At 68.0% G+C, this 17,762-nt stretch carries 20 protein-coding genes and 1 pseudogene; 11 read left to right on the plus strand and 10 right to left on the minus strand.

Annotation, left to right across the window (positions count from 1 at the left end):
• The first annotated feature begins 16 nt into the window (after positions 1–16).
• Positions 17–901, plus strand: coding sequence for an ion transporter (locus Q0907_RS16225; RefSeq protein ID WP_296282897.1), 885 nt, complete (start codon positions 17–19; stop codon positions 899–901).
• Positions 902–910: 9 nt separating this feature from the next.
• Here Q0907_RS16225 and Q0907_RS16230 read toward each other — a convergent pair whose 3' ends face one another.
• The 4 genes from Q0907_RS16230 to Q0907_RS16245 form a co-directional block, all read right to left on the minus strand.
• Positions 911–1,447, minus strand: a complete 537-nt coding sequence (locus Q0907_RS16230; RefSeq protein WP_296282896.1) for an isochorismatase family protein — start codon at positions 1,445–1,447, stop codon at positions 911–913.
• 24 nt (positions 1,448–1,471) lie between these two features.
• On the minus strand, positions 1,472–1,909 hold the full coding sequence (locus Q0907_RS16235) for a VOC family protein (protein ID WP_299346797.1): 438 nt from the start codon (positions 1,907–1,909) through the stop codon (positions 1,472–1,474).
• 17 nt (positions 1,910–1,926) lie between these two features.
• Positions 1,927–2,742, minus strand: a complete 816-nt coding sequence (locus Q0907_RS16240) for an NAD(P)-dependent oxidoreductase (RefSeq protein ID WP_299346798.1) — start codon at positions 2,740–2,742, stop codon at positions 1,927–1,929.
• Positions 2,743–2,880: 138 nt separating this feature from the next.
• Positions 2,881–3,477 carry a phosphotransferase gene (locus Q0907_RS16245; RefSeq protein ID WP_296282907.1) on the minus strand — a complete coding sequence of 199 codons (597 nt, stop codon included), beginning with the start codon at positions 3,475–3,477 and terminating at the stop codon, positions 2,881–2,883.
• 128 nt (positions 3,478–3,605) lie between these two features.
• Between Q0907_RS16245 and Q0907_RS16250 the strand changes: the two genes are divergently transcribed.
• The gene (locus Q0907_RS16250; protein ID WP_296282893.1) at positions 3,606–5,615 is read left to right on the plus strand and encodes a bifunctional DedA family/phosphatase PAP2 family protein; all 2,010 of its coding nucleotides are present in this window, start codon (positions 3,606–3,608) and stop codon (positions 5,613–5,615) included.
• A 107-nt stretch (positions 5,616–5,722) separates the two neighbouring features.
• Here the strand turns inward: Q0907_RS16250 and Q0907_RS16255 are convergent, their stop codons facing one another.
• The 3 genes from Q0907_RS16255 to Q0907_RS16265 form a co-directional block, all read right to left on the minus strand.
• Positions 5,723–6,301 carry an LON peptidase substrate-binding domain-containing protein gene (locus Q0907_RS16255; RefSeq protein ID WP_296282906.1) on the minus strand — a complete coding sequence of 193 codons (579 nt, stop codon included), beginning with the start codon at positions 6,299–6,301 and terminating at the stop codon, positions 5,723–5,725.
• Positions 6,302–6,308: 7 nt separating this feature from the next.
• A complete protein-coding gene (gene mpl / locus Q0907_RS16260) occupies positions 6,309–7,676 on the minus strand; it encodes a UDP-N-acetylmuramate:L-alanyl-gamma-D-glutamyl-meso-diaminopimelate ligase (protein WP_299346891.1) in 1,368 nt (455 codons plus the stop codon).
• Between the two features lie 136 nt (positions 7,677–7,812).
• Positions 7,813–8,391 (minus strand): adenylate kinase, encoded by a 579-nt coding sequence (locus tag Q0907_RS16265; protein ID WP_192310496.1) that lies wholly within the window; start codon positions 8,389–8,391, stop codon positions 7,813–7,815.
• 121 nt (positions 8,392–8,512) lie between these two features.
• Between Q0907_RS16265 and Q0907_RS16270 the strand changes: the two genes are divergently transcribed.
• The 7 genes from Q0907_RS16270 to Q0907_RS16300 all read left to right on the plus strand — a co-directional run bounded on the left by Q0907_RS16270 (position 8,513) and on the right by Q0907_RS16300 (position 12,195).
• Entirely contained in the window at positions 8,513–9,769 is a 1,257-nt protein-coding gene (locus Q0907_RS16270; RefSeq protein ID WP_299346799.1) for a 6-phosphofructokinase, read from the plus strand.
• 34 nt (positions 9,770–9,803) lie between these two features.
• A complete protein-coding gene (locus tag Q0907_RS16275; RefSeq protein WP_299346800.1) occupies positions 9,804–9,953 on the plus strand; it encodes a hypothetical protein in 150 nt (49 codons plus the stop codon).
• Positions 9,950–10,339, plus strand: coding sequence for a DUF488 family protein (locus Q0907_RS16280; protein ID WP_299346802.1), 390 nt, complete (start codon positions 9,950–9,952; stop codon positions 10,337–10,339). The genes Q0907_RS16275 and Q0907_RS16280 overlap by 4 nt, the downstream gene beginning before the upstream one ends.
• A 69-nt stretch (positions 10,340–10,408) precedes the next feature.
• On the plus strand, positions 10,409–10,540 hold the full coding sequence (locus Q0907_RS16285) for a hypothetical protein (RefSeq protein ID WP_299346803.1): 132 nt from the start codon (positions 10,409–10,411) through the stop codon (positions 10,538–10,540).
• Positions 10,541–10,571: 31 nt separating this feature from the next.
• Positions 10,572–10,940 carry a DUF4440 domain-containing protein gene (locus tag Q0907_RS16290; protein WP_299346805.1) on the plus strand — a complete coding sequence of 123 codons (369 nt, stop codon included), beginning with the start codon at positions 10,572–10,574 and terminating at the stop codon, positions 10,938–10,940.
• A gap of 103 nt (positions 10,941–11,043) precedes the next feature.
• A complete protein-coding gene (locus Q0907_RS16295) occupies positions 11,044–11,700 on the plus strand; it encodes a hypothetical protein (protein WP_299346807.1) in 657 nt (218 codons plus the stop codon).
• Between the two features lie 6 nt (positions 11,701–11,706).
• On the plus strand, positions 11,707–12,195 hold the full coding sequence (locus Q0907_RS16300) for a DUF2846 domain-containing protein (RefSeq protein WP_296282886.1): 489 nt from the start codon (positions 11,707–11,709) through the stop codon (positions 12,193–12,195).
• A gap of 51 nt (positions 12,196–12,246) precedes the next feature.
• Here the strand turns inward: Q0907_RS16300 and Q0907_RS16305 are convergent, their stop codons facing one another.
• A complete protein-coding gene (locus Q0907_RS16305; protein WP_296282885.1) occupies positions 12,247–12,768 on the minus strand; it encodes a hypothetical protein in 522 nt (173 codons plus the stop codon).
• Positions 12,769–13,028: 260 nt separating this feature from the next.
• Between Q0907_RS16305 and Q0907_RS16310 the strand changes: the two are divergent.
• Positions 13,029–15,056: pseudogene (locus Q0907_RS16310) on the plus strand (sodium-translocating pyrophosphatase); the annotation flags it as partial.
• Entirely contained in the window at positions 15,051–15,449 is a 399-nt protein-coding gene (locus tag Q0907_RS16315) for an OmpA family protein (RefSeq protein WP_299346893.1), read from the plus strand. The pseudogene Q0907_RS16310 and the gene Q0907_RS16315, both read left to right, overlap by 6 nt.
• Positions 15,450–15,676: 227 nt before the next feature.
• Here the strand turns inward: Q0907_RS16315 and Q0907_RS16320 are convergent, their stop codons facing one another.
• On the minus strand, positions 15,677–16,222 hold the full coding sequence (locus Q0907_RS16320) for a hypothetical protein (RefSeq protein WP_299346808.1): 546 nt from the start codon (positions 16,220–16,222) through the stop codon (positions 15,677–15,679).
• Between the two features lie 208 nt (positions 16,223–16,430).
• On the minus strand, positions 16,431–17,459 hold the full coding sequence (locus tag Q0907_RS16325; protein WP_299346809.1) for a LysR family transcriptional regulator: 1,029 nt from the start codon (positions 17,457–17,459) through the stop codon (positions 16,431–16,433).
• Positions 17,460–17,762: the final 303 nt, after the last annotated feature.

The raw sequence follows: 17,762 nt of genomic DNA on the forward strand, positions 1-17,762 counted from the left end.
TGCATCATGGCCTCCCATGAAGTTCCAGCCACGCTTTTTCTCCGATCCCCAGCTCAATCCCGCCACGGAGGACGGCTGGCGACGTCGCTGGTTCGACATCATCTACCGGCACGACACGCCGCCGTCGCGCAACTTCGACCTGGCGCTGGTGCTGGCGATCCTCGCCAGTGTCATCGTCATCATGCTCGACAGCGTGCAATCGTTCCACGCGCGCCACGCGGGAGTCCTCTACGCCCTGGAATGGGCGTTCACCCTGCTGTTCACGGCCGAATACGCGTTGAGGCTGGCGACCGTGCGTCGACCCCTGCGCTACGCCGTCAGCATCTGGGGCATCATCGACCTGCTGTCCATCCTGCCGACATACCTGTCGGTGCTGGTGCCGGGCGCGCAAAGCCTGCTGGTGGTACGCATCCTGCGCATCCTGCGCCTGTTCCGCATCCTGAAACTGACCCAGTACGTCGAAGAGAGCGGGCAACTGGTGGGCGCGCTATGGCGAAGCCGCCGCAAGATCTTCGTCTTCGTCTGCGCGGTGCTGACGCTGGTCGTCATCTTCGGCGCGCTGATGTACGTGGTCGAAGGCCCGGACAACGGCTTCACCAGCATTCCCACCAGCATGTACTGGGCCATCGTGACCATGGCCACCGTCGGCTTCGGCGACATCGCACCGCAAACCACGGCAGGCAGGGCGATCACCTCGGTGCTGATCCTGATCGGCTACAGCATCATCGCGGTGCCCACCGGCATCTACACGGCGGAGCTCGCCAGCAGCCTGCGCGAAGCCTCGCACGAGCGCGGCCACCTGGATCGCCGCGGATGCACGGAATGCGGACTGGAGGGGCACGACCCCGACGCTCTTCACTGCCGCCATTGCGGCTCGCAACTGCCCGTGCCGATGGGGTGACGCGGTGGTTCAGCCGGTGAACGCAATCTCGTCCGCCTGCAGCGCGCGGATGCCGACACCGAAGCTGCGGATCGCCGGCAACGTGGCGTTGTGGTGGGCGCGGATCTGCGCGGCGTCGGCATGCGCCTTGTCGTGGGTGGTGTGCGCGTCGGCGGCCAGCACGACGTGGTAGCCGTGCGCGGCGGCGCTGCGGGCCGTGGTGTCCACGCAGAACTCGGTGGCGTAACCGCACAGCACCACGCCTTCCACGCCGCAGAACGACAGCACTTCGTCGAGCCCCGTGCGAAGGAAGGCATCCGGCGTGGCCTTGCGGATGCGATGGTCGCCTTCCACCACGCGCAGCGCCGGATGCAGGTCCCAACCCGGCGATCCGGCCTCCAGGTCGCCCGCGCGCTCGTGCTGCACGAAGATCACCGGCGCGGCGGCGTCGCGTGCCCTGTCGGCCAGCGCATTGATGCGCCCGATCACTGCGTCGGCCTCGGCCGGGGCTGGCTGCGGCTCGAACAGGCCACGCTGCACATCGATCACCACCAGGGCGAGATTCATCTTGCGGACTCCGGGCTCGGCGGGTTACCAGCTTCCCGTATTCGGCATCGAAAGCCAAGGTTCCTGCGGCGGCAGCGCCGCTCCCTTCTGCAGCAGTTCGATGGAGATCAGGTCCGGCGTGCGCACGAAGGCCATGCGGCCGTCGCGCGGCGGGCGGTTGATGGTGACGCCGCGCGACTGCAAGTGCGCACAGAGCGCATAGATGTCCTCGACCTCGAAGGCGAGATGCCCGAAGTTGCGCGCGCTGCCGTAGTCCTCCGGCGGCGTGCCGTCTTCCGGCGGCCAGTTGTAGGTCAGCTCGATTTCCGCCTCCGGATTCGCCGGTGCGCCGAAATACACCAGCGTGAACCGGCCCTGCGGGCTGTCCATGCGGCGGGTTTCGCGCAGGCCCAGACCGTCGGTGAGGAAGCGGCCGGTGGCGTCCAGGTCGTGGACACGGATCATGGCGTGCAGGTATTTCATGGGGACGTCTCGCGGGATCAGTCGAGGAAGAGATCGGGAAGCGGCGACAACGACGCATCGACGGCATAGCCGGAGAAATCGGTCGTACCTGCCTCGCGCAGCACGTCCTCGTCGATGAGGAAGTGGCCATGGAAGCCCCGCGCTTCGCGCACCAGCACGGCATGCGCGGCATCGGCCACGATCCGTGGCGTGCGGCAGCGCGGGATTTCGACACCGGGGATCATGTTCAGCGCATCGGTGGCGATGATGGTGCGTGGCCACAGGGCATTGACGGCGATCCCCCGGGGACCGAATTCCCCGGCCAGCCCCAGCGTCACGAAACTCATGCCCATCTTCGCCAGCGTGTAGCCGGTATGCGGCGCCCACCATTTCGGATCGAGCGACGGCGGCGGCGCCAGCGTCAGGATGTGCGGATTCGCCGCCTGCGTCAGATACGGCAGGCAGGCCTGCGCGCAAAGGAAACTGCCGCGCGCATTCACTTGCTGCATCAGGTCGAAGCGCTTCATCGGCGTGTCCAGCGCGCCGGCCAGCCAGATGGCGCTGGCATTGTTGACCAGGATGTCGATGCCGCCGAAGGCATCGGCGGTCGCCGCCATCGCCGCCTTCACGTCGTCCTCTTCGCGGATGTCGCACTTCAGCGCCAGTCCGCGCCCCCCCGCTTCATTGACCGCCTGCGTGGCGGTGTGGATGGTGCCAGGCAGCTTCGGGTTAGGTACCGAGGATTTGGCTGCGATCGCCACGTTGGCGCCATCGCGCGCGGCGCGCAGCGCGATGGCCAGGCCGATGCCACGCGAGGCACCGGTGATGAAGAGGGTCTTGCCGGCGAGTGTCATGGCATGTCCTTGTGGCGTGTGTCGTGCGCGGTCAATGCTCACTGCGGGAGCGCCCCATGGACGCGATGGTGTCCGTTCCGCACGGAGAGGGAGCATTGCGCCCGCGGGGCGCTCCTGCAGATCGGGACAGGGCAGACATCACGGCTTCGGCCCCTGCCCTTCGTTGTCTTCCCACTTCAGCAGCCGGCGCGTGATAAAGCGATAGACCGGCTTGCCGGTACGGAACCACAGGTCGCGCACCCAGGAGGTGCGCTTGAGCACGCGCCGCTCGACCGGCGTGATCGAGGCCGGGCAATACATGCGCTTGTGCTTGAGCAGGTGGCGCAGGTCCTGCCGTGCCAGCAGGCGCATCCAGCGCGAGCGCGGCTGTCCGCGCGTGGCGAGCTGGAAATCGATGATGCCCGGACGGCCATCGGCCAGCACCAGCCAGTTGGCTTCCTTGGCCAGGTCGTTGTGCGCGATGCCGCGGCGATGCAGTTGTTGCAGCAGCCTGCGTGCGCGCCGGAAATAGGCGACGTCGCCGCGTGGCGGGCGCTGGTACATAGCCGCGCCGTCCATGTAGCTGCGATCCAGCCGCCCCCCGGTCCAGTCGAGCAGTTGCGGGACATCGGCCATGCCGGCGACCCGCCGAAGCGCGAGCGCCTCGCGTCGCGCCAGCCACCACGCCGGCAAGCGCAGCCAGAGCGGGACGTGCGCGAGGTCGCGGCGCACGAAGGGCCCCTCCGCTCCCTGCATCAACGAGATGCGGCCGAAGCTGTCGGCCTTGAGGGCGGCGATTTCGGAAGGCGAGTGCAAGTCCACACCGTCATTCTACGTCCATAGGTCGCAGACGCGGGTCATGTAGCGCCGCCTATAATCCGCCGATGGAAGCCTCCTGGTTCGACAACCTGCTGGCCTGGATCAGCGCGCATCCCGTGGCCGCAGGGCTGGTGATCTTCGCTATCGCGTTCTGCGATGCGGTCATCATCCTGGGCGCCATCGTGCCGGCCCTGCCGTTGCTGTTCGCGGTGGGCGTGCTGATCGGCCTGGGTGAGATTTCCGGCCCCTATGCCGTTGCCTGCGCCACGCTGGGCGCGCTCATCGGTGATGCGACCAGCTATTGGGTCGGCCATCGCTGGGGCCAGCAGCTGCGCACCGTGTGGCCATTCCGCCGGTATCCGCAGCTCCTGGACCGGGGCGAACTGCTGTTCCGCCGCAATGCGTGGAAGAGCCTCTTCATCGCGCGCTTCGTCGGCCCGATCCGGCCGTTCGTGCCGGCCGTCGCCGGCATCTCGCGCATGCCGATGCGCCGCTACCTCGTGGCCAGTGGCGCGGCGTGCGTCGCGTGGGCCGTCGGATTCCTGCTGCCGGGCTGGGTGCTGGGGCATGCCTACGATGCCGTGGCCGCCGTGGCCGGCCGACTGGCGCTGGTGCTCGGGCTGCTGGTGCTGGTGATCGCGCTGGCATGGGCGCTGGTGCTGTACACCTATCGATGGTTCGCTGCGCATGCCGACGCATTGTTGGCACGCGCCCTGGCGTGGTCGCACGCGCATCCGGTGCTGGGGCGGTATACCGCGGCCGTGTTCGAGCCGACACGGCGCGAATCGGTGCCGCTGGCGCTGCTCGCGATCCTGCTATTGGCGATCGTCTGGGTGTGGTTTGCCTTCCTGGTGATCGTGATCGGCCACGGCGAACCGTTGGCGATCGACCTGTGGGTGTACGAGCTGATGCGCGCCCTGCGCAACCCGCTCGCGGACTATCCGCTGGCGGCCATCGCGTCCCTGGGCGACGAGCAGGTGCTGGCGCCGGCATCGTTGCTGGTGCTCGGTTACCTGTGCTGGCGCAAGCGCTGGATGGCGGCCGCGCATTGGCTGGCGGCCATCGCCTTCGGCCTGGCGCTGACGGCGTGGCTGGGCGCGTCGGTGGATATCCCGAAGCCGCCGAGCGTCAGCAGCGGGTTCGGTTTCCCGTCCATCGCGGTCACGATGTCGACGATCACCTTCGGCTTCTTCGCCGTGCTGATCGCACGCGAGCTGCCGGGCCGCACGCGCGTGTGGCCCTATCTGGTCTCGGGCATCGTGGTGGCGCTCATCGGGTTCGCGCGCATCTACCTGGGTGCGCACTGGATCAGCGACATCATCGGCGGCATGTTGTTCGGCCTGGTGTGGCTGCTGGTACTGGGCATCGCCTACCGGCGCCGCATGGTCCGCTCGTTCTGGATCAAGCCGATCGCGTGGCTGTTCTACGGCAGCTTCGTGCTGGCCGGGCTGTGGCATGCGCCGCGCAACGTCGAGCACATGCTGGCGCAGTTCCAGGCGCCGGTGATCGAACGCAGCGTCGCCTTGCAGGCCTGGTGGGCCGAGGGATGGCAATCGCTGCCCGCGCGCCGCAACGAATTCGACGACGAACAGCGCTGGCCGCTGGACGTGCAGGTCGCCGGCCCGCTGGCACCGCTGAAAGCGAGCCTGGTGGCCGACGGCTGGCGCGAGCAGCCGCAGGCAGGTTGGGAAGAGGCGCTGAACCTGCTGGACAGCGACCTGCCGGACGACGCGCAGCCCGTCCTGCCCGCCACGCTCGATACGCGCGCAGAGAGCCTGCTGATGCTGCGCCAGGGCGCGCAGCCGGGCGAGGTGTTCGTGCTGCGCCTGTGGCCGGCGGACACCCGCTTGCAGCCCGGCGACGTGCCGCTGTGGATCGGCAGTGCGCAGGTACTGCGGCAGCACCGCGCATTCAACCTGGTGCGCGTGTGGCGTCCGCTGTCCGAGGCCCAGACGGCGCTGGAGGCGGTGACGCAGGCCACCACCGGACTCGACCACGCGATCGCGCCGCACCCGGAATCCGGACTGCCGGTAGTGCGGTTGCGCACCGACGACGGGCAGGCCACGCCTCGCTGAGTCTTGCAGGGGAAACGCAGAGCGCCGCTTGCTCCGCGGGTCCCCGCCAGCAGTCCGCCGTGACGAAGGCTCGCAGAGCGAGCACGCTCGACCCTGCGGCGACAGGGTCAGTCGATCCACTCCAGCAGCCGCTGCAGGCGCGCATGCACATCGTCTTCCTGCAGGATCGATACCCGCTGTTCGGCGGTGATCGGCAGCACCTGCGCCAGTCGCCATCCGACCCACGCCGCCTGTTCGAAGATGCGCGGCGGCAGGCCTGCCAGGTCGCTGCCGGCCTTTTCCATCATGGTCTGCAGCAGGGTGCCCAGCAGCGCATGTTCGGGACGCAGCGCGTCGGCGCTGTCGGCGGCGAGCCAGTCGACATCCGCCATCACCAGCCCGTTGTCGCGTACGCGCGTACGCACCACATGGAACCGCCGGTGGCCGCGTACCCGCAGCGCCAGCAATCCGTCGCTGCCGGTGTCGAAGTCCTCGATGCGCGCTTCGACACCGTAGGCGGCCGGCGTGGCGGGCGCACCCGCTTCGCTGCCCTCCAGGATCAGGCACACACCGAAACCGCTCCCGGAGCGTCCGCAGTCGCGTACCAGATCCAGATAGCGTCGCTCGAAGATGCGCAGGTCCAACCCCGCACCCGGCAGCAGCACGTTGTGCAACGGGAACAGCGGCAACGATTCGTGCGCCACGATCGCTGCCTCAGCCCTGCAGGGCCGCCAGGAAGCGGCGCGGCGCCCCGTCGAAGCCACCGTTCGACATGAACACCACGTGGTCGCCAGGACGTGCCTGCGCCTTCAACGCGGCGATCAGCGCATCGACGTCGGGCACGGTCCGCGCCTCGCCCCGGATCGCGGCCACTACCTTGCCCGCATCCCACGCCAGTTCGGGACGATGCAGGAACACCACCACATCGGCGATGTCGAGCGAGGGCGCCAGCGCATCGGCATGCGCGCCCGAACGCATCGAATTGCTGCGCGGCTCCATGGCCACCAGGATGCGCGCCTCGCCGACGCGCGCGCGCAGGCCTTCGAGCGTCGTATGGATCGCGGTGGGGTGATGGGCGAAGTCGTCGTAGAGGGTGATGCCGTCGTGCTGGCCGATCACCTCGAGCCGGCGCTTCACGCTGCGGAAAGCCGCCAGCGCCTGCAGCACGGTGGACACGTCCACGCCAACGGCATTGCAGGCGGCGAGCGCGGCCAGGCCGTTGAGCACGTTGTGGCGACCCAGCATCGGCCAGTGCACCTCGCCGATCTCGATGCCATGGTGGCGCACCGCGAACGCGCTTCCGTCGTCGCGGATCAGGCGCGCACTCCATTCCAGCGTCGCGTCGAAGCCGAAGCGTTCGACGGGCGTCCAGCATCCCATCGCCAGCACCTCGGCCAGGCGTGCGTCCTCGCCATTGACGATCAGGCGGCCACGGCGCGGCACGGTACGCACGAGATGGTGGAACTGGCGCTGGATCGCGGCCACGTCCGGGAAGATGTCGGCGTGGTCGTATTCCAGATTGTTGAGGATGGCCACCAGCGGCCGGTAGTGGACGAACTTGCTGCGCTTGTCGAAGAACGCGGTGTCGTACTCGTCCGCCTCGACGACGAACTCTCGACCACCCCCGATGCGCGCGGATGCGCCGAAATCCTCTGCCACGCCGCCGATCAGGAAGCCCGGCGAGCGGCCGGCGGCTTCCAGCAGGTAAGTCAGGATGGTCGTGGTGGTGGTCTTGCCGTGCGTGCCGGCGACCGCAAGCGTGTCGCGGCCGGGCAGTACGCGTTCCGACAGCCATTGCGCACCGGAGATGTAGCGACGTCCCTGATCGAGGACGGCTTCCACTGCAGGGTTGCCGCGCGACAGCGCGTTGCCGATGACGATCTCGTCGCAGTCCGGCGCGATGTTCTGCGGCTGGTAACCCTGCGCCAGTGCGATGCCGAGCGTCTCGAGCTGCGTCGACATGGGTGGATAGATGGCCTGGTCGCTGCCTTCGACCGTATGGCCGAGTTCGCGCGCCAGCGCGGCGACGCCGCCCATGAAGGTGCCGGCGATGCCGAGGATGTGGATCTTCAAGACAGGAATTCCGTGGAAACTCCGCAGACTTTAGCCGAGCGGACGGGGTTCGGCACGAGGGCGGCGCGAGGTGCCGCCGCGCCATCGAAAAGGCCCCGACGATGCGGGGCCTTTCCGGACGCGTGCCAGTGCGGAGAGGCGGGCCTCAGCCCACTTCCTTGGCCGGCGCCAGCGCCTCGGTGATGCGGGTGAACACCTCGTCCAGCGAGCCGACGCCGTCGACGACGGTCAGCTCGCCCTGCTGGCGATAGAAGTCGATGACGGGCGCGGTCTGGTCGGTGTAGACCTGCAGGCGCTTGCGCACCGATTCCGGATTGTCGTCGGCGCGGCCTTCGGCCTTGGCGCGGCCGGCGATGCGCTCCACCAGCAGTTCGGTAGGCACCTCCAGCTGCACGGCGAAGTCGAACTTCTGCCCCAGCTTGGCCAGCAGCTGGCCCAGTGCGGCGGCCTGCACCAGATTGCGCGGGTAGCCGTCGAGGATGAAGCCGGCTTTCGTGTCATCGCGGGAGAAGCGGTCTTCCAGCATGCCGAGCAGGATGTCGTCGCTGACCAGTTCGCCGCGCGCCATCACTTCCTTCGCCTGCAGGCCCAGCGGGCTGCCGGCGGCGACTTCGGCGCGCAGCAGGTCGCCGGTCGAAATATGCGGCACCTGCAGGTAGTCCTTCAGGCGCGCCGCCTGAGTGCCCTTGCCCGACCCGGGTGGGCCCAGTAGAACCAATCGCATGCTGTCACTCCCGAAGCTGGAATCCTGCGGGCGGTGGACCGCGCCGGGCGCCGGGCGCCGCGCTGCACCGCGTCATCTGTGTGAAGCTTACCGCATCCCCGCACCCCGGAACGAACCCCACATGGCGCCTGGCACCCTACTTTATGCGCAGTCCGGCGGTGTCACCGCCGTCATCAATGCCTCTGCCTCAGCGGTCATCACCGAAGCGCGGGCCCGCAAAATCAAGGTCTTGGCCGCGCGCAACGGCATCCTCGGTGCGCTGCGCGAAGAATTGATCGATACCAGCAAGGAGTCGGCCGCGGCCATCCGCGCCCTCGCCCATACACCCGGCGGCGCCTTCGGCAGCTGCCGGGTCAAGCTGAAGTCGCTGGAGGCCGACCGCGCCAAGTACGAGCGCCTGCTCGCCGTGCTGAAAGCGCACGACGTGCGCTACTTCCTCTACAACGGCGGCAACGACTCCGCTGACACCGCCTGGAAAGTCTCGCAGCTGGCCCAGGCCTTCGATTACCCGCTGACCTGCATCGGCGTGCCGAAGACGGTGGACAACGACCTCGCCGTCACCGACACCTGCCCCGGCTTCGGCTCGGCGGCGAAGTACACCGCCGTCTCCGTGCGCGAAGCCGCGCTCGACGTGGCCGCAATGGCGGAAACCTCCACCAAGGTGTTCGTCTACGAGGCCATGGGTCGCCACGCCGGCTGGCTGGCGGCCGCCGCTGGCCTGGCCGGGCAGTCGCCTGACGAGGCGCCGCACATCATCCTGTTCCCCGAGCGCGCTTACGACGAGACGCAGTTCCTCGCGCAGGTGAAGAAGGTCGTCGACAGGGTCGGCTGGTGCGTCGTGGTGGCCAGCGAGGGCATCCAGCATGCCGATGGCCGCTTCGTCGCGGATGCGGGCGGCGGCAAGGACTCGTTCGGCCACACCCAGCTGGGTGGCGTCGCGTCGTACCTGGCCGGGCGCGTGAAGGACCAGTTGGGCCTCAAGGTGCACTGGACCCTGCCCGACTACCTGCAGCGCTCGGCGCGCCACATCGCCTCGAAGACCGATTGGGAACAGGCGCAGGCCGTCGGCAAGGCCGCGGTGCAGTTCGCTCTGAAGGGACAGAACGCGGTGATGCCGGTGATCGTGCGCACGTCCGATGCGCCGTTCCGCTGGAAGATCGAGGCCGCGCCGTTGTCGAAGGTGGCGAACCACGAGAAGAAGTTCCCGCCCACCTTCATCCGCAAGGACGGCTACGGCATCACCGACAAGGCGCGCGCCTATCTGCAGCCGCTGATCCGTGGCGAAGCCTATCCGCCTTACGGCAACGATGGCCTGCCCAAGTACGTCGCGCTGAGGAATGTGGCGGTGAAGAAGAAGCTGCCTGCATGGGAAGGATGAACCCTCTGGCTACCCCGCTGCTCGGAATCACGCGATGAAGCAGGCATTGCCGCGTCGCGCCTGGCTTTTCCTGACGATGGTCGCATGCGCTGCCCTCTGGGAAGCGCGTGCCGATCTGTTCGAGATCCACGACGCCGCCCTCGCGCGTCATGCGTCCCTGGACGCCGCGCACCGGGCGCCATGATCCGCATCGTCCGCCTTGGCGCGCCGCGCGCGAAGGACGAAGGCCTGCGCATCGGCACGGTGCGCCGGCCGCCGCGTGGCGTGCCGAAGGCGGCGTTCGCGTCGCAGGACTGGTACGACGTGTGGTATCCCAATCTCGCGCCCAGCGCCGGGCTGGTGAAGGAAGCACAGGGTGCCGCCACGCCCCAGGCGTGGGCCGCCTTCGTGAAGAAGTACCGCGCGGAGATGGCCACGCCGGAGAACGCCCGTACGTTGGACCTGCTTGCTGCGCTGTCGCTGGCCAGTGCGTTTTCGCTGGGCTGCTATTGCGAAGACGAGGCACGCTGCCATCGGTCGGTGCTGCGCGGGCTGCTGGCCGAACGTGGCGCGGCCATCGCAGGGGAGTGACTTCAGGCACCGTCGCGGCGACATCGGCAGTGCTAGCGTGCGCCCACCATCACGCGAGAGGAGACTGCCATGTTCCGCAAAGTGCTGATCGGCTTGCTGGCCGTCGCCATCGGCCTCGCCATCGCAGGTGCGGGCTACCGCTTCGGGCAGTACCTGGCGCAGAAGGACGATGCGGCTTCACCGGCACGCGCAACGTCCTGATCGCGCACGTCCACCGCGCTAGCATGGCGCCATGGATGACCTGCTCGCCACACTGACGGCCCTCGAAACCGAGCTCCACCACCCCGGCGCGACCTGCACGCGCGAGCGGCTGGAGCGCCTGCTGCATCCGGAGTTCCACGAAGTCGGTCGCTCCGGCACGCGCTACATCCGCCAGAGGGTGATCGACTTCCTGGCGGATCGTGCTCCGTTGCCGCCCGTGGTCGCATGCGACCACCGCGTCGAACGTCTTGCCGACGACGTCGCGCTGCTGCACTTCGCGTCGCATGAAGTGGCCGTGGACGGCACGCACCGCCACGCGGCGTTGCGGATGTCCGTCTGGCGGCGAACACCGCTGGGCTGGCAGCTTCACTACCACCAGGGCACCCCGGCCGACACCTGATCCGCAGGCATCGTCGGCGCCCGGACCCGACTCCATTCCCTTGCGACGCCCCGCTTGGCGGCGCGCCCGCGCTGCGTTAGCGTAGCCGCCCAGGGGAGGGAGCATGGCGACAGCAAGGAAACGCGCGGGCATCGGCCTGCTGGCTGGCATGTGGGTCCTGGCCTGCGGTGCACAGGATGTACCGTCCCCGACAGACGCGCCGACGACGGAAACGAGTTCCTTCATCACGCCCACGCCGCTCGCGTGCTGCGAGCTGCCGGAGGGCACTCCCGTGCGGCTCGAAATCCTCGACCCCATCAGCTCTGCCCGCGCCAAACGCGGCGATGCCTTCCGGGTGCGCGTGCAGGAGGACATCGGCATCGAGGGCATCGTCGTGCTGCCTGCAGGGACGGAGGGCGTCGGCGAGATCGTCCACGCGGAGCCATCGCGCGGTGGGGGCAAGCCTGGGGAACTGATCCTCGCTGCACGGCGGCTGCAGCTGGGCGACCGCGAGGTGAGGCTGCGCGGCCTCAAGCTCGGCGGTGCCGGCAAGGACACGAGCGGCGTAGCGTTGGGCGTCGCGGTCGGCATCGGCCCGTTCGCACACTTCATCCACGGCAAGGAAATCGAGATTCCTGCCCTGACCACCGGCACGGCCAAGTTGGCCGAGCCCTTGCAGGCGGCACCCACGTCCGATGCATCCGGGGCGACAGCCGACCCCGCGGCGCCGGAACGCGCGACCCTACCCCCCAGCACCATCCCATCCCATCAACCGGAGTGATCCCGCATGCGTTATCCGCTCAACCGTGCCCTGCTGTGCTTGACCCTCTTGCTGCTGCCGGCCGTCGCCGTCCATGCCCAATCGCAGGACGCCCCGGCTGCCGCAGAGACTGCCGCTCCTGCCGCCGAAGCACCCGCAGCGCCCACGGGCGGTCTGGTGGGTGCTCCTGCGGATGGGATGGGCCAGGTCGTGTTCTTCCGCGAGAAAAAATTCGCGGGTGCGGCCGTCAAGTACAAAGTGCGTGAAGGCGAGACCGAGTTGGGCAAGCTGAGCAGTGGTACCTACTTCATCGCTTCCGTTGCGCCGGGTACCCACCAGTACACCGTGCACTCCGAGGCCAAGGACGTGCTGACGCTGGAAGTGGAGGCAGGCGAAACCTACTACGTGCTGGGTTCGATCACGATGGGCTTCATGGCGGGCCGCCCGAACCTGTCGCCCTCCGACGAGGCCGCCTTCAACGGCATGGCGAAAGACCTGAAGCCCGCCAAGAAGTAAGAGAAGGCAACGGTCCCGCGGTGACGGCCTCGCAAGAGGCCGTCACCGTTTTCATTTGCAGCCTTTGCCTTCGATGTCGAGACGGGCCGCGAACAGCGTGAGCGACGGCGCCTGCGCGGCTCCCGCGGCCTGCTGCTTCGCCTCCTGCAGGTAGATGCGCGACTGGCCCTGGCCATCGGCGGCCGGCGGTGTCGCACTGCCCGGCTTGCGCCACACGCGCACGACGGCCTGCCGCGACGGGCAGGCCGCGTCCGGGACGCGGATGATGTCGTTGAGTTTCCAGCCTGCGGCCAGGGAAGGCTTTGCCTTCTCGATATCGACGAAGCGCGCGCGGGGCTGGCACTGCGGACTGGTGCGCACGGGCGCGAAGCGATAAGGCTGCGCGGCATCGCCCGTGAAGGCGCCCTCCAGGCGCGCGCAGGCCTCGGGAATCTGTCGCAGCGTGTGCACGGTGCCGACGGCCTGCGGCGTGCCCGCCGGGCGCTGGATCTCGGGTGCGGGATCGGCGGCGCGGGCCGGCGTTGCGATCGCCAGGCAAGCGGCGAGCAGCGGAAGTGCGACGGTCTGGCGCATGGCAACTCCTTGGAGCCGGTACGAAAACGGGATGCGGGCCGCAAGGCTGGCACGGAGCGGCTGAACGGCCGCGTCACCGCTGGCGGCCCGCAGCGCATCCGGTCATACTCGGGCCAGCTCCAGGGATGTCTGAACAAGGGTTTCGTGCTGCAGTCCATCGCAGCGGTCGAGTGCGCTCAATCGTTCAACAGGCTCCACCGGGATTGGGTTGCGTGTTCAAGCGTTCTGCTGGACGACATCCATCAACCTTGGGAGGGGTCATGCTGGAACAACACGGTTTGACGCTGGCGCTGATCTGCGCCGGCGTGGCGATCATCTACGGCGTGGTGGCAGCGCGCTGGATCCTGAAACAGCCTGCGGGCAACGCCCGCATGCAGGAAATCGCGGCGGCCGTGCAGGAAGGCGCCAGCGCCTACCTCAACCGCCAGTACACCACCATCGGCATCGCCGGCATCGTGCTGCTCGCGCTGATCGGCTTCTTCGTGTCGTGGGCCAGCGCCATCGGCTTCCTGATCGGCGCGGTACTGTCCGGTGCCGCCGGCTACATCGGCATGAATGTATCGGTCCGCGCCAACGTGCGCACGGCAGAGGCCGCCACCAAGGGCATGAGCGCGGCGATGGACGTGGCCTTCAAGGGCGGCGCCATCACCGGCATGCTGGTCGTCGGCCTGGGCCTGCTGGGCGTGGCCGGCTACTACGCCGTGCTTCATCTGCATCTCGGCTACGGCACCGCCGACGCGCTGCACGCGCTGGTCGGCCTGGCGTTCGGCTCCTCGCTGATCTCGATCTTCGCGCGCCTGGGCGGCGGCATCTTCACCAAGGGTGCCGACGTCGGCGCGGACCTGGTGGGCAAGGTGGAAGCCGGCATTCCCGAAGACGACCCGCGCAACCCGGCGGTGATCGCCGACAACGTGGGCGACAACGTCGGCGACTGCGCCGGCATGGCGGCCGACCTGTTCGAAACCTATGCGGTCACCATCATCGCGACGATGCTGCTCGGCAGCCTGATGATGGCGCAGGCGGGCGAACACGCGGTGCTCTACCCGCTGGTGCTCGGCGGCGTATCGATCATCGCCTCGATCATCGGCGCGATGTTCGTGAAAGTGAAGGCGGGCGGCTCGATCATGGGCGCGCTCTACAAGGGCGTGATCGTGTCGGGCGTGCTGGCCGCCATCGCGTTCTATCCGATCACCACGCAGCTGATGGCGGATTCGTCCTACGGGGCGATGAACCTCTACTTCTGCGCGCTGGTCGGCCTGGTGCTGACCGGGGTGATCGTGTGGATCACCGAGTACTACACCGGCACCCAGTACGCGCCGGTGAAACACGTCGCCGCAGCATCCACGACGGGGCACGGCACCAACATCATCGCGGGCCTCGGCGTGTCGATGCGCTCGACCGCGTGGCCGGTGGTGGCGGTGTGCATCGCGATCCTCGGCGCCTACGCGCTGGGCGGCCTGTACGGCATCGCCATCGCGGCGACCGCGATGCTGTCGATGGCCGGCATGATCGTCGCGCTGGACGCGTACGGCCCGATCACCGACAACGCCGGCGGCATCGCGGAAATGGCGGAACTGCCGCCGGAGATCCGCAACATCACCGATCCGCTGGACGCCGTGGGCAACACCACCAAGGCGGTGACCAAGGGCTATGCGATCGGATCCGCCGCGCTGGCGGCGCTGGTGCTGTTCGCCGACTACACGCACAACCTGCAGACCGCACATCCGGGGACGGTGTTCACCTTCGACCTGTCCAACCATCTGGTGATCGTCGGCCTGCTGATCGGCGGCCTGATTCCCTACCTGTTCGGCGCAATGGCGATGGAAGCCGTGGGCCGCGCGGCAGGCAGCGTGGTGGAGGAAGTGCGGCGCCAGTTCCGCGAGATCCCCGGGATCATGGCCGGCACCGCCAAGCCGGACTACAGCAAGGCCGTCGACATGCTGACCAAGTCGGCAATCAAGGAAATGGTGGTGCCTTCGCTGCTTCCCGTCGTGGTGCCGATCATCGTGGGCCTGCTGCTGGGCCCGCAGGCGCTCGGCGGCCTGCTGATCGGCACCATCGTCACCGGGCTGTTCGTGGCCATCTCGATGACCACCGGCGGCGGCGCGTGGGACAACGCCAAGAAGTACATCGAGGACGGCCATCACGGCGGTAAGGGCAGCGAAGCGCACAAGGCCGCGGTCACCGGCGACACCGTGGGCGATCCCTACAAGGACACGGCCGGCCCGGCGATCAACCCGCTGATCAAGATCATCAACATCGTCGCGCTGCTGCTGGTGCCGGTGCTGCCGGTCAATGGATGGCTGGGCAGTGCCGCGCCGGCGGAGGCCGCGTCCCACGTTGCCGCTGCGGCCGATCACGTCGTCGACGGACGCCGCGCCCGCATCTTGTTCGACAGCGGCTCCGCGGTGGTGCCCTCGGACACCACCGCACGGATGGCGGGCGTGCTGGGGACGCTGGGCGCGGATCCCGACAGTACGGTCCGCGTCTCGGGCTTCCACGATGCCAGCGGCAATGCCGCCGCCAACGAAGCGCTGGCGAAGCAGCGCGCCGAGGCCATCCAGCAGTGGCTGGTGGTCAACGGCGTGGCCGCGGAGCGCATCTCGCTGGACAAGCCCGCGCAGACCACAGGTAGCGGCGACGCGGATGAGGCGCGCCGCGTGGATGTACGGGTGGAGTAAGCGTACGCACGATGCGTCAGAACAAGGGCGGCCATTGGCCGCCCTTCTTTTTGCGATTCTGTAGGAGCGACGTGAGTCGCGACCGCACGCCATCCGCGTACGGAAGCCTCACCCCTGGATGAGCAGGAAGGCCCCTGGCCTCCAGCGTGTGCGCCTTTCCAACGCTTCATGACGTGCGAGGCCGGGCGGTCGCGACTCACGTCGCTCCTACAGTGACTCCGTATACATCACGACGTCGGCTGCAGCGCCACCACGCGCACGTCGACATCCTTGCAGGCGGCGTCCTGGCAGATGCCGTTCACCCAGGCCTCGCCGTTGCCAAACATCACGCCCTTGTAGTTGACCATCAGCTGCGAATACTTCTGCCGCTTGATCGTGTCGGCGATGGCCGGGGTCATGATGCGGTCGTACTCGCGCACGAAGGCGGCGGCATCGGCAACCTTCAACGACTCGCCGTCGCGAACGGTGACGAACGGGTAGGCCACCAACCCCGCGACGGCCTCGGTGTCGTTCGCCGTCACGGCCTGTTGCAGTTGCCGGATCACCGTCTCGTAGCGGGCGTGATCGCCCAGTACTTCGTCGATGGCCTGGTTGACTGCACGCGGATCATCGACGGCCTCGCCTTCCGATGGGGCGGCGGCAGGAACCGTGGGTGCTGCGTCTGCGGCAGCCGCGGCTGGCGCCGTATCGGCAGCGGAAGCGGCGGTATCAGGCGTGGCCGGCGCGCAAGCCGCCAGCCACAACACCGCGAGCGCGGCGATCGGTGTCTTCATCGTGCGGATTCCTGGTCAGGTGGAGACGCGGTGCGGACGTCCATCCATGGCGGACAACCCAACTCCGGCGATGCGGGCCCATCCTAGCCAGCCCTGCGCCGGCTTGCGTTCGGGAATCGTTAGGCCACACGTTTCCCGTCGCTCCCATCTGGGCGGCAAGCCACTGTCGTTGCCGTCGTCCCCGCGTGCGCGGGACGACGGCACCGGCTCAACTCAGCACGTCAGCCAATACCTTGCGCCCGACCGCCGCGGCGGCTTCCACTTCGGGTGCCGTCTCGGCGGCCGCACGCGCTTCGGCCTGCTGCTGCAGGTATACCGGGCAGTGCTGCATCATGTAGTCGACGTCGAACTTCATGCGCTCGACCAGGAAGTCGACGAACGCACGCACCTTCGGCGACTGCACGTGGCCACGCGGGAACACGGCATTGAACTCGTATTCCGGCCCCGTCCATCCCGCCAGCACGCGCTGCAGGCGGCCCTGCTCTAGATACGGCTTGACCATCACGTCGGCGCCCAGCATCAGCCCTTCGCCGCACAGCAAGGCGCCCTTCAGCGCCGCGGGATCGTTGGCCACCAGGATGGGATTGATCGGATAGTCGTGCTCGCCCTCGGCGCCGTGCAGGGTCATCGCCCAGCCGTTGCCGCGACGATGCTTCTGCATCGCCAGCACGCGATGGTGCTGCAGGTCGTCCGGGTGCAGGGGTTCGCCGTAACGCGCCAGGTACTTCGGGCTGGCATACACCTGCGTGCGCAGCGTGCTGAGGCGTCGCGCGACGAGGTTGGAATCCGGCAGGCTGCCGATCCGAAGCGCTACGTCGATCTCGCCGGAGATCAGGTCCAGGGTGTCGTTGGCGAGCAGCATCTCCACGCGGATCTCGGGGTATTGCGCATGGAACTCGCCGAGCAGCGGCGCGATCTTGTCGATGCCGATCGAATACGGCGCGGTGAACCGCAACCAGCCGCGAGGCCCGGCGTGCAGCTGGCCCACCGCACTGGCGGCTTCGTTCAATTCGCGCGCGATGCGCTGGCAGTGTTCGTAGTAGACGTTGCCGGCTTCGGTCAGGCCGAGCTTGCGCGTGGTCCGGTGCAGCAGTTGCGCGCCGAGGCGCGTCTCCAGTTCCTGCACCTTGCGGCTGACCGTGGTCTTGGGAAGGCGCAGCACGTTGGCGGCCGCAATGAAGCTGCCCTGCTCCACCACCTTGACGAAGATCAGGGTGTCGTTGAGATCGTGGGTCATCGAGAGACTCCGGTAGGCGATGGGCGAATTGGCCCGCTGACGGGATGATTATTCCCCTAAATCAGGACTAATCAAGTCCTCATTGGCGGCGTAACGTGGCGTCCATCGTCCTCCACCGGGTATCGCCCCCATGCTGTTCGCCCGCCTCTTCCAATCGCTGGAACACCGTGAAGACGTCTCGGAATCCCCGTACCCTCGGGCTTTCCGTCGTAGCAAAAGCCTTCTGTTACAGGACATTTCCGGTCATGTCGCCGCGCCGCGCTCCCAGCGGGGCGGCACGGTGGGAGGTGGTCGCCGGATCGG

Source organism: uncultured Pseudoxanthomonas sp., from assembly GCF_947498795.1.
GTDB lineage: Bacteria > Pseudomonadota > Gammaproteobacteria > Xanthomonadales > Xanthomonadaceae > Pseudoxanthomonas_A.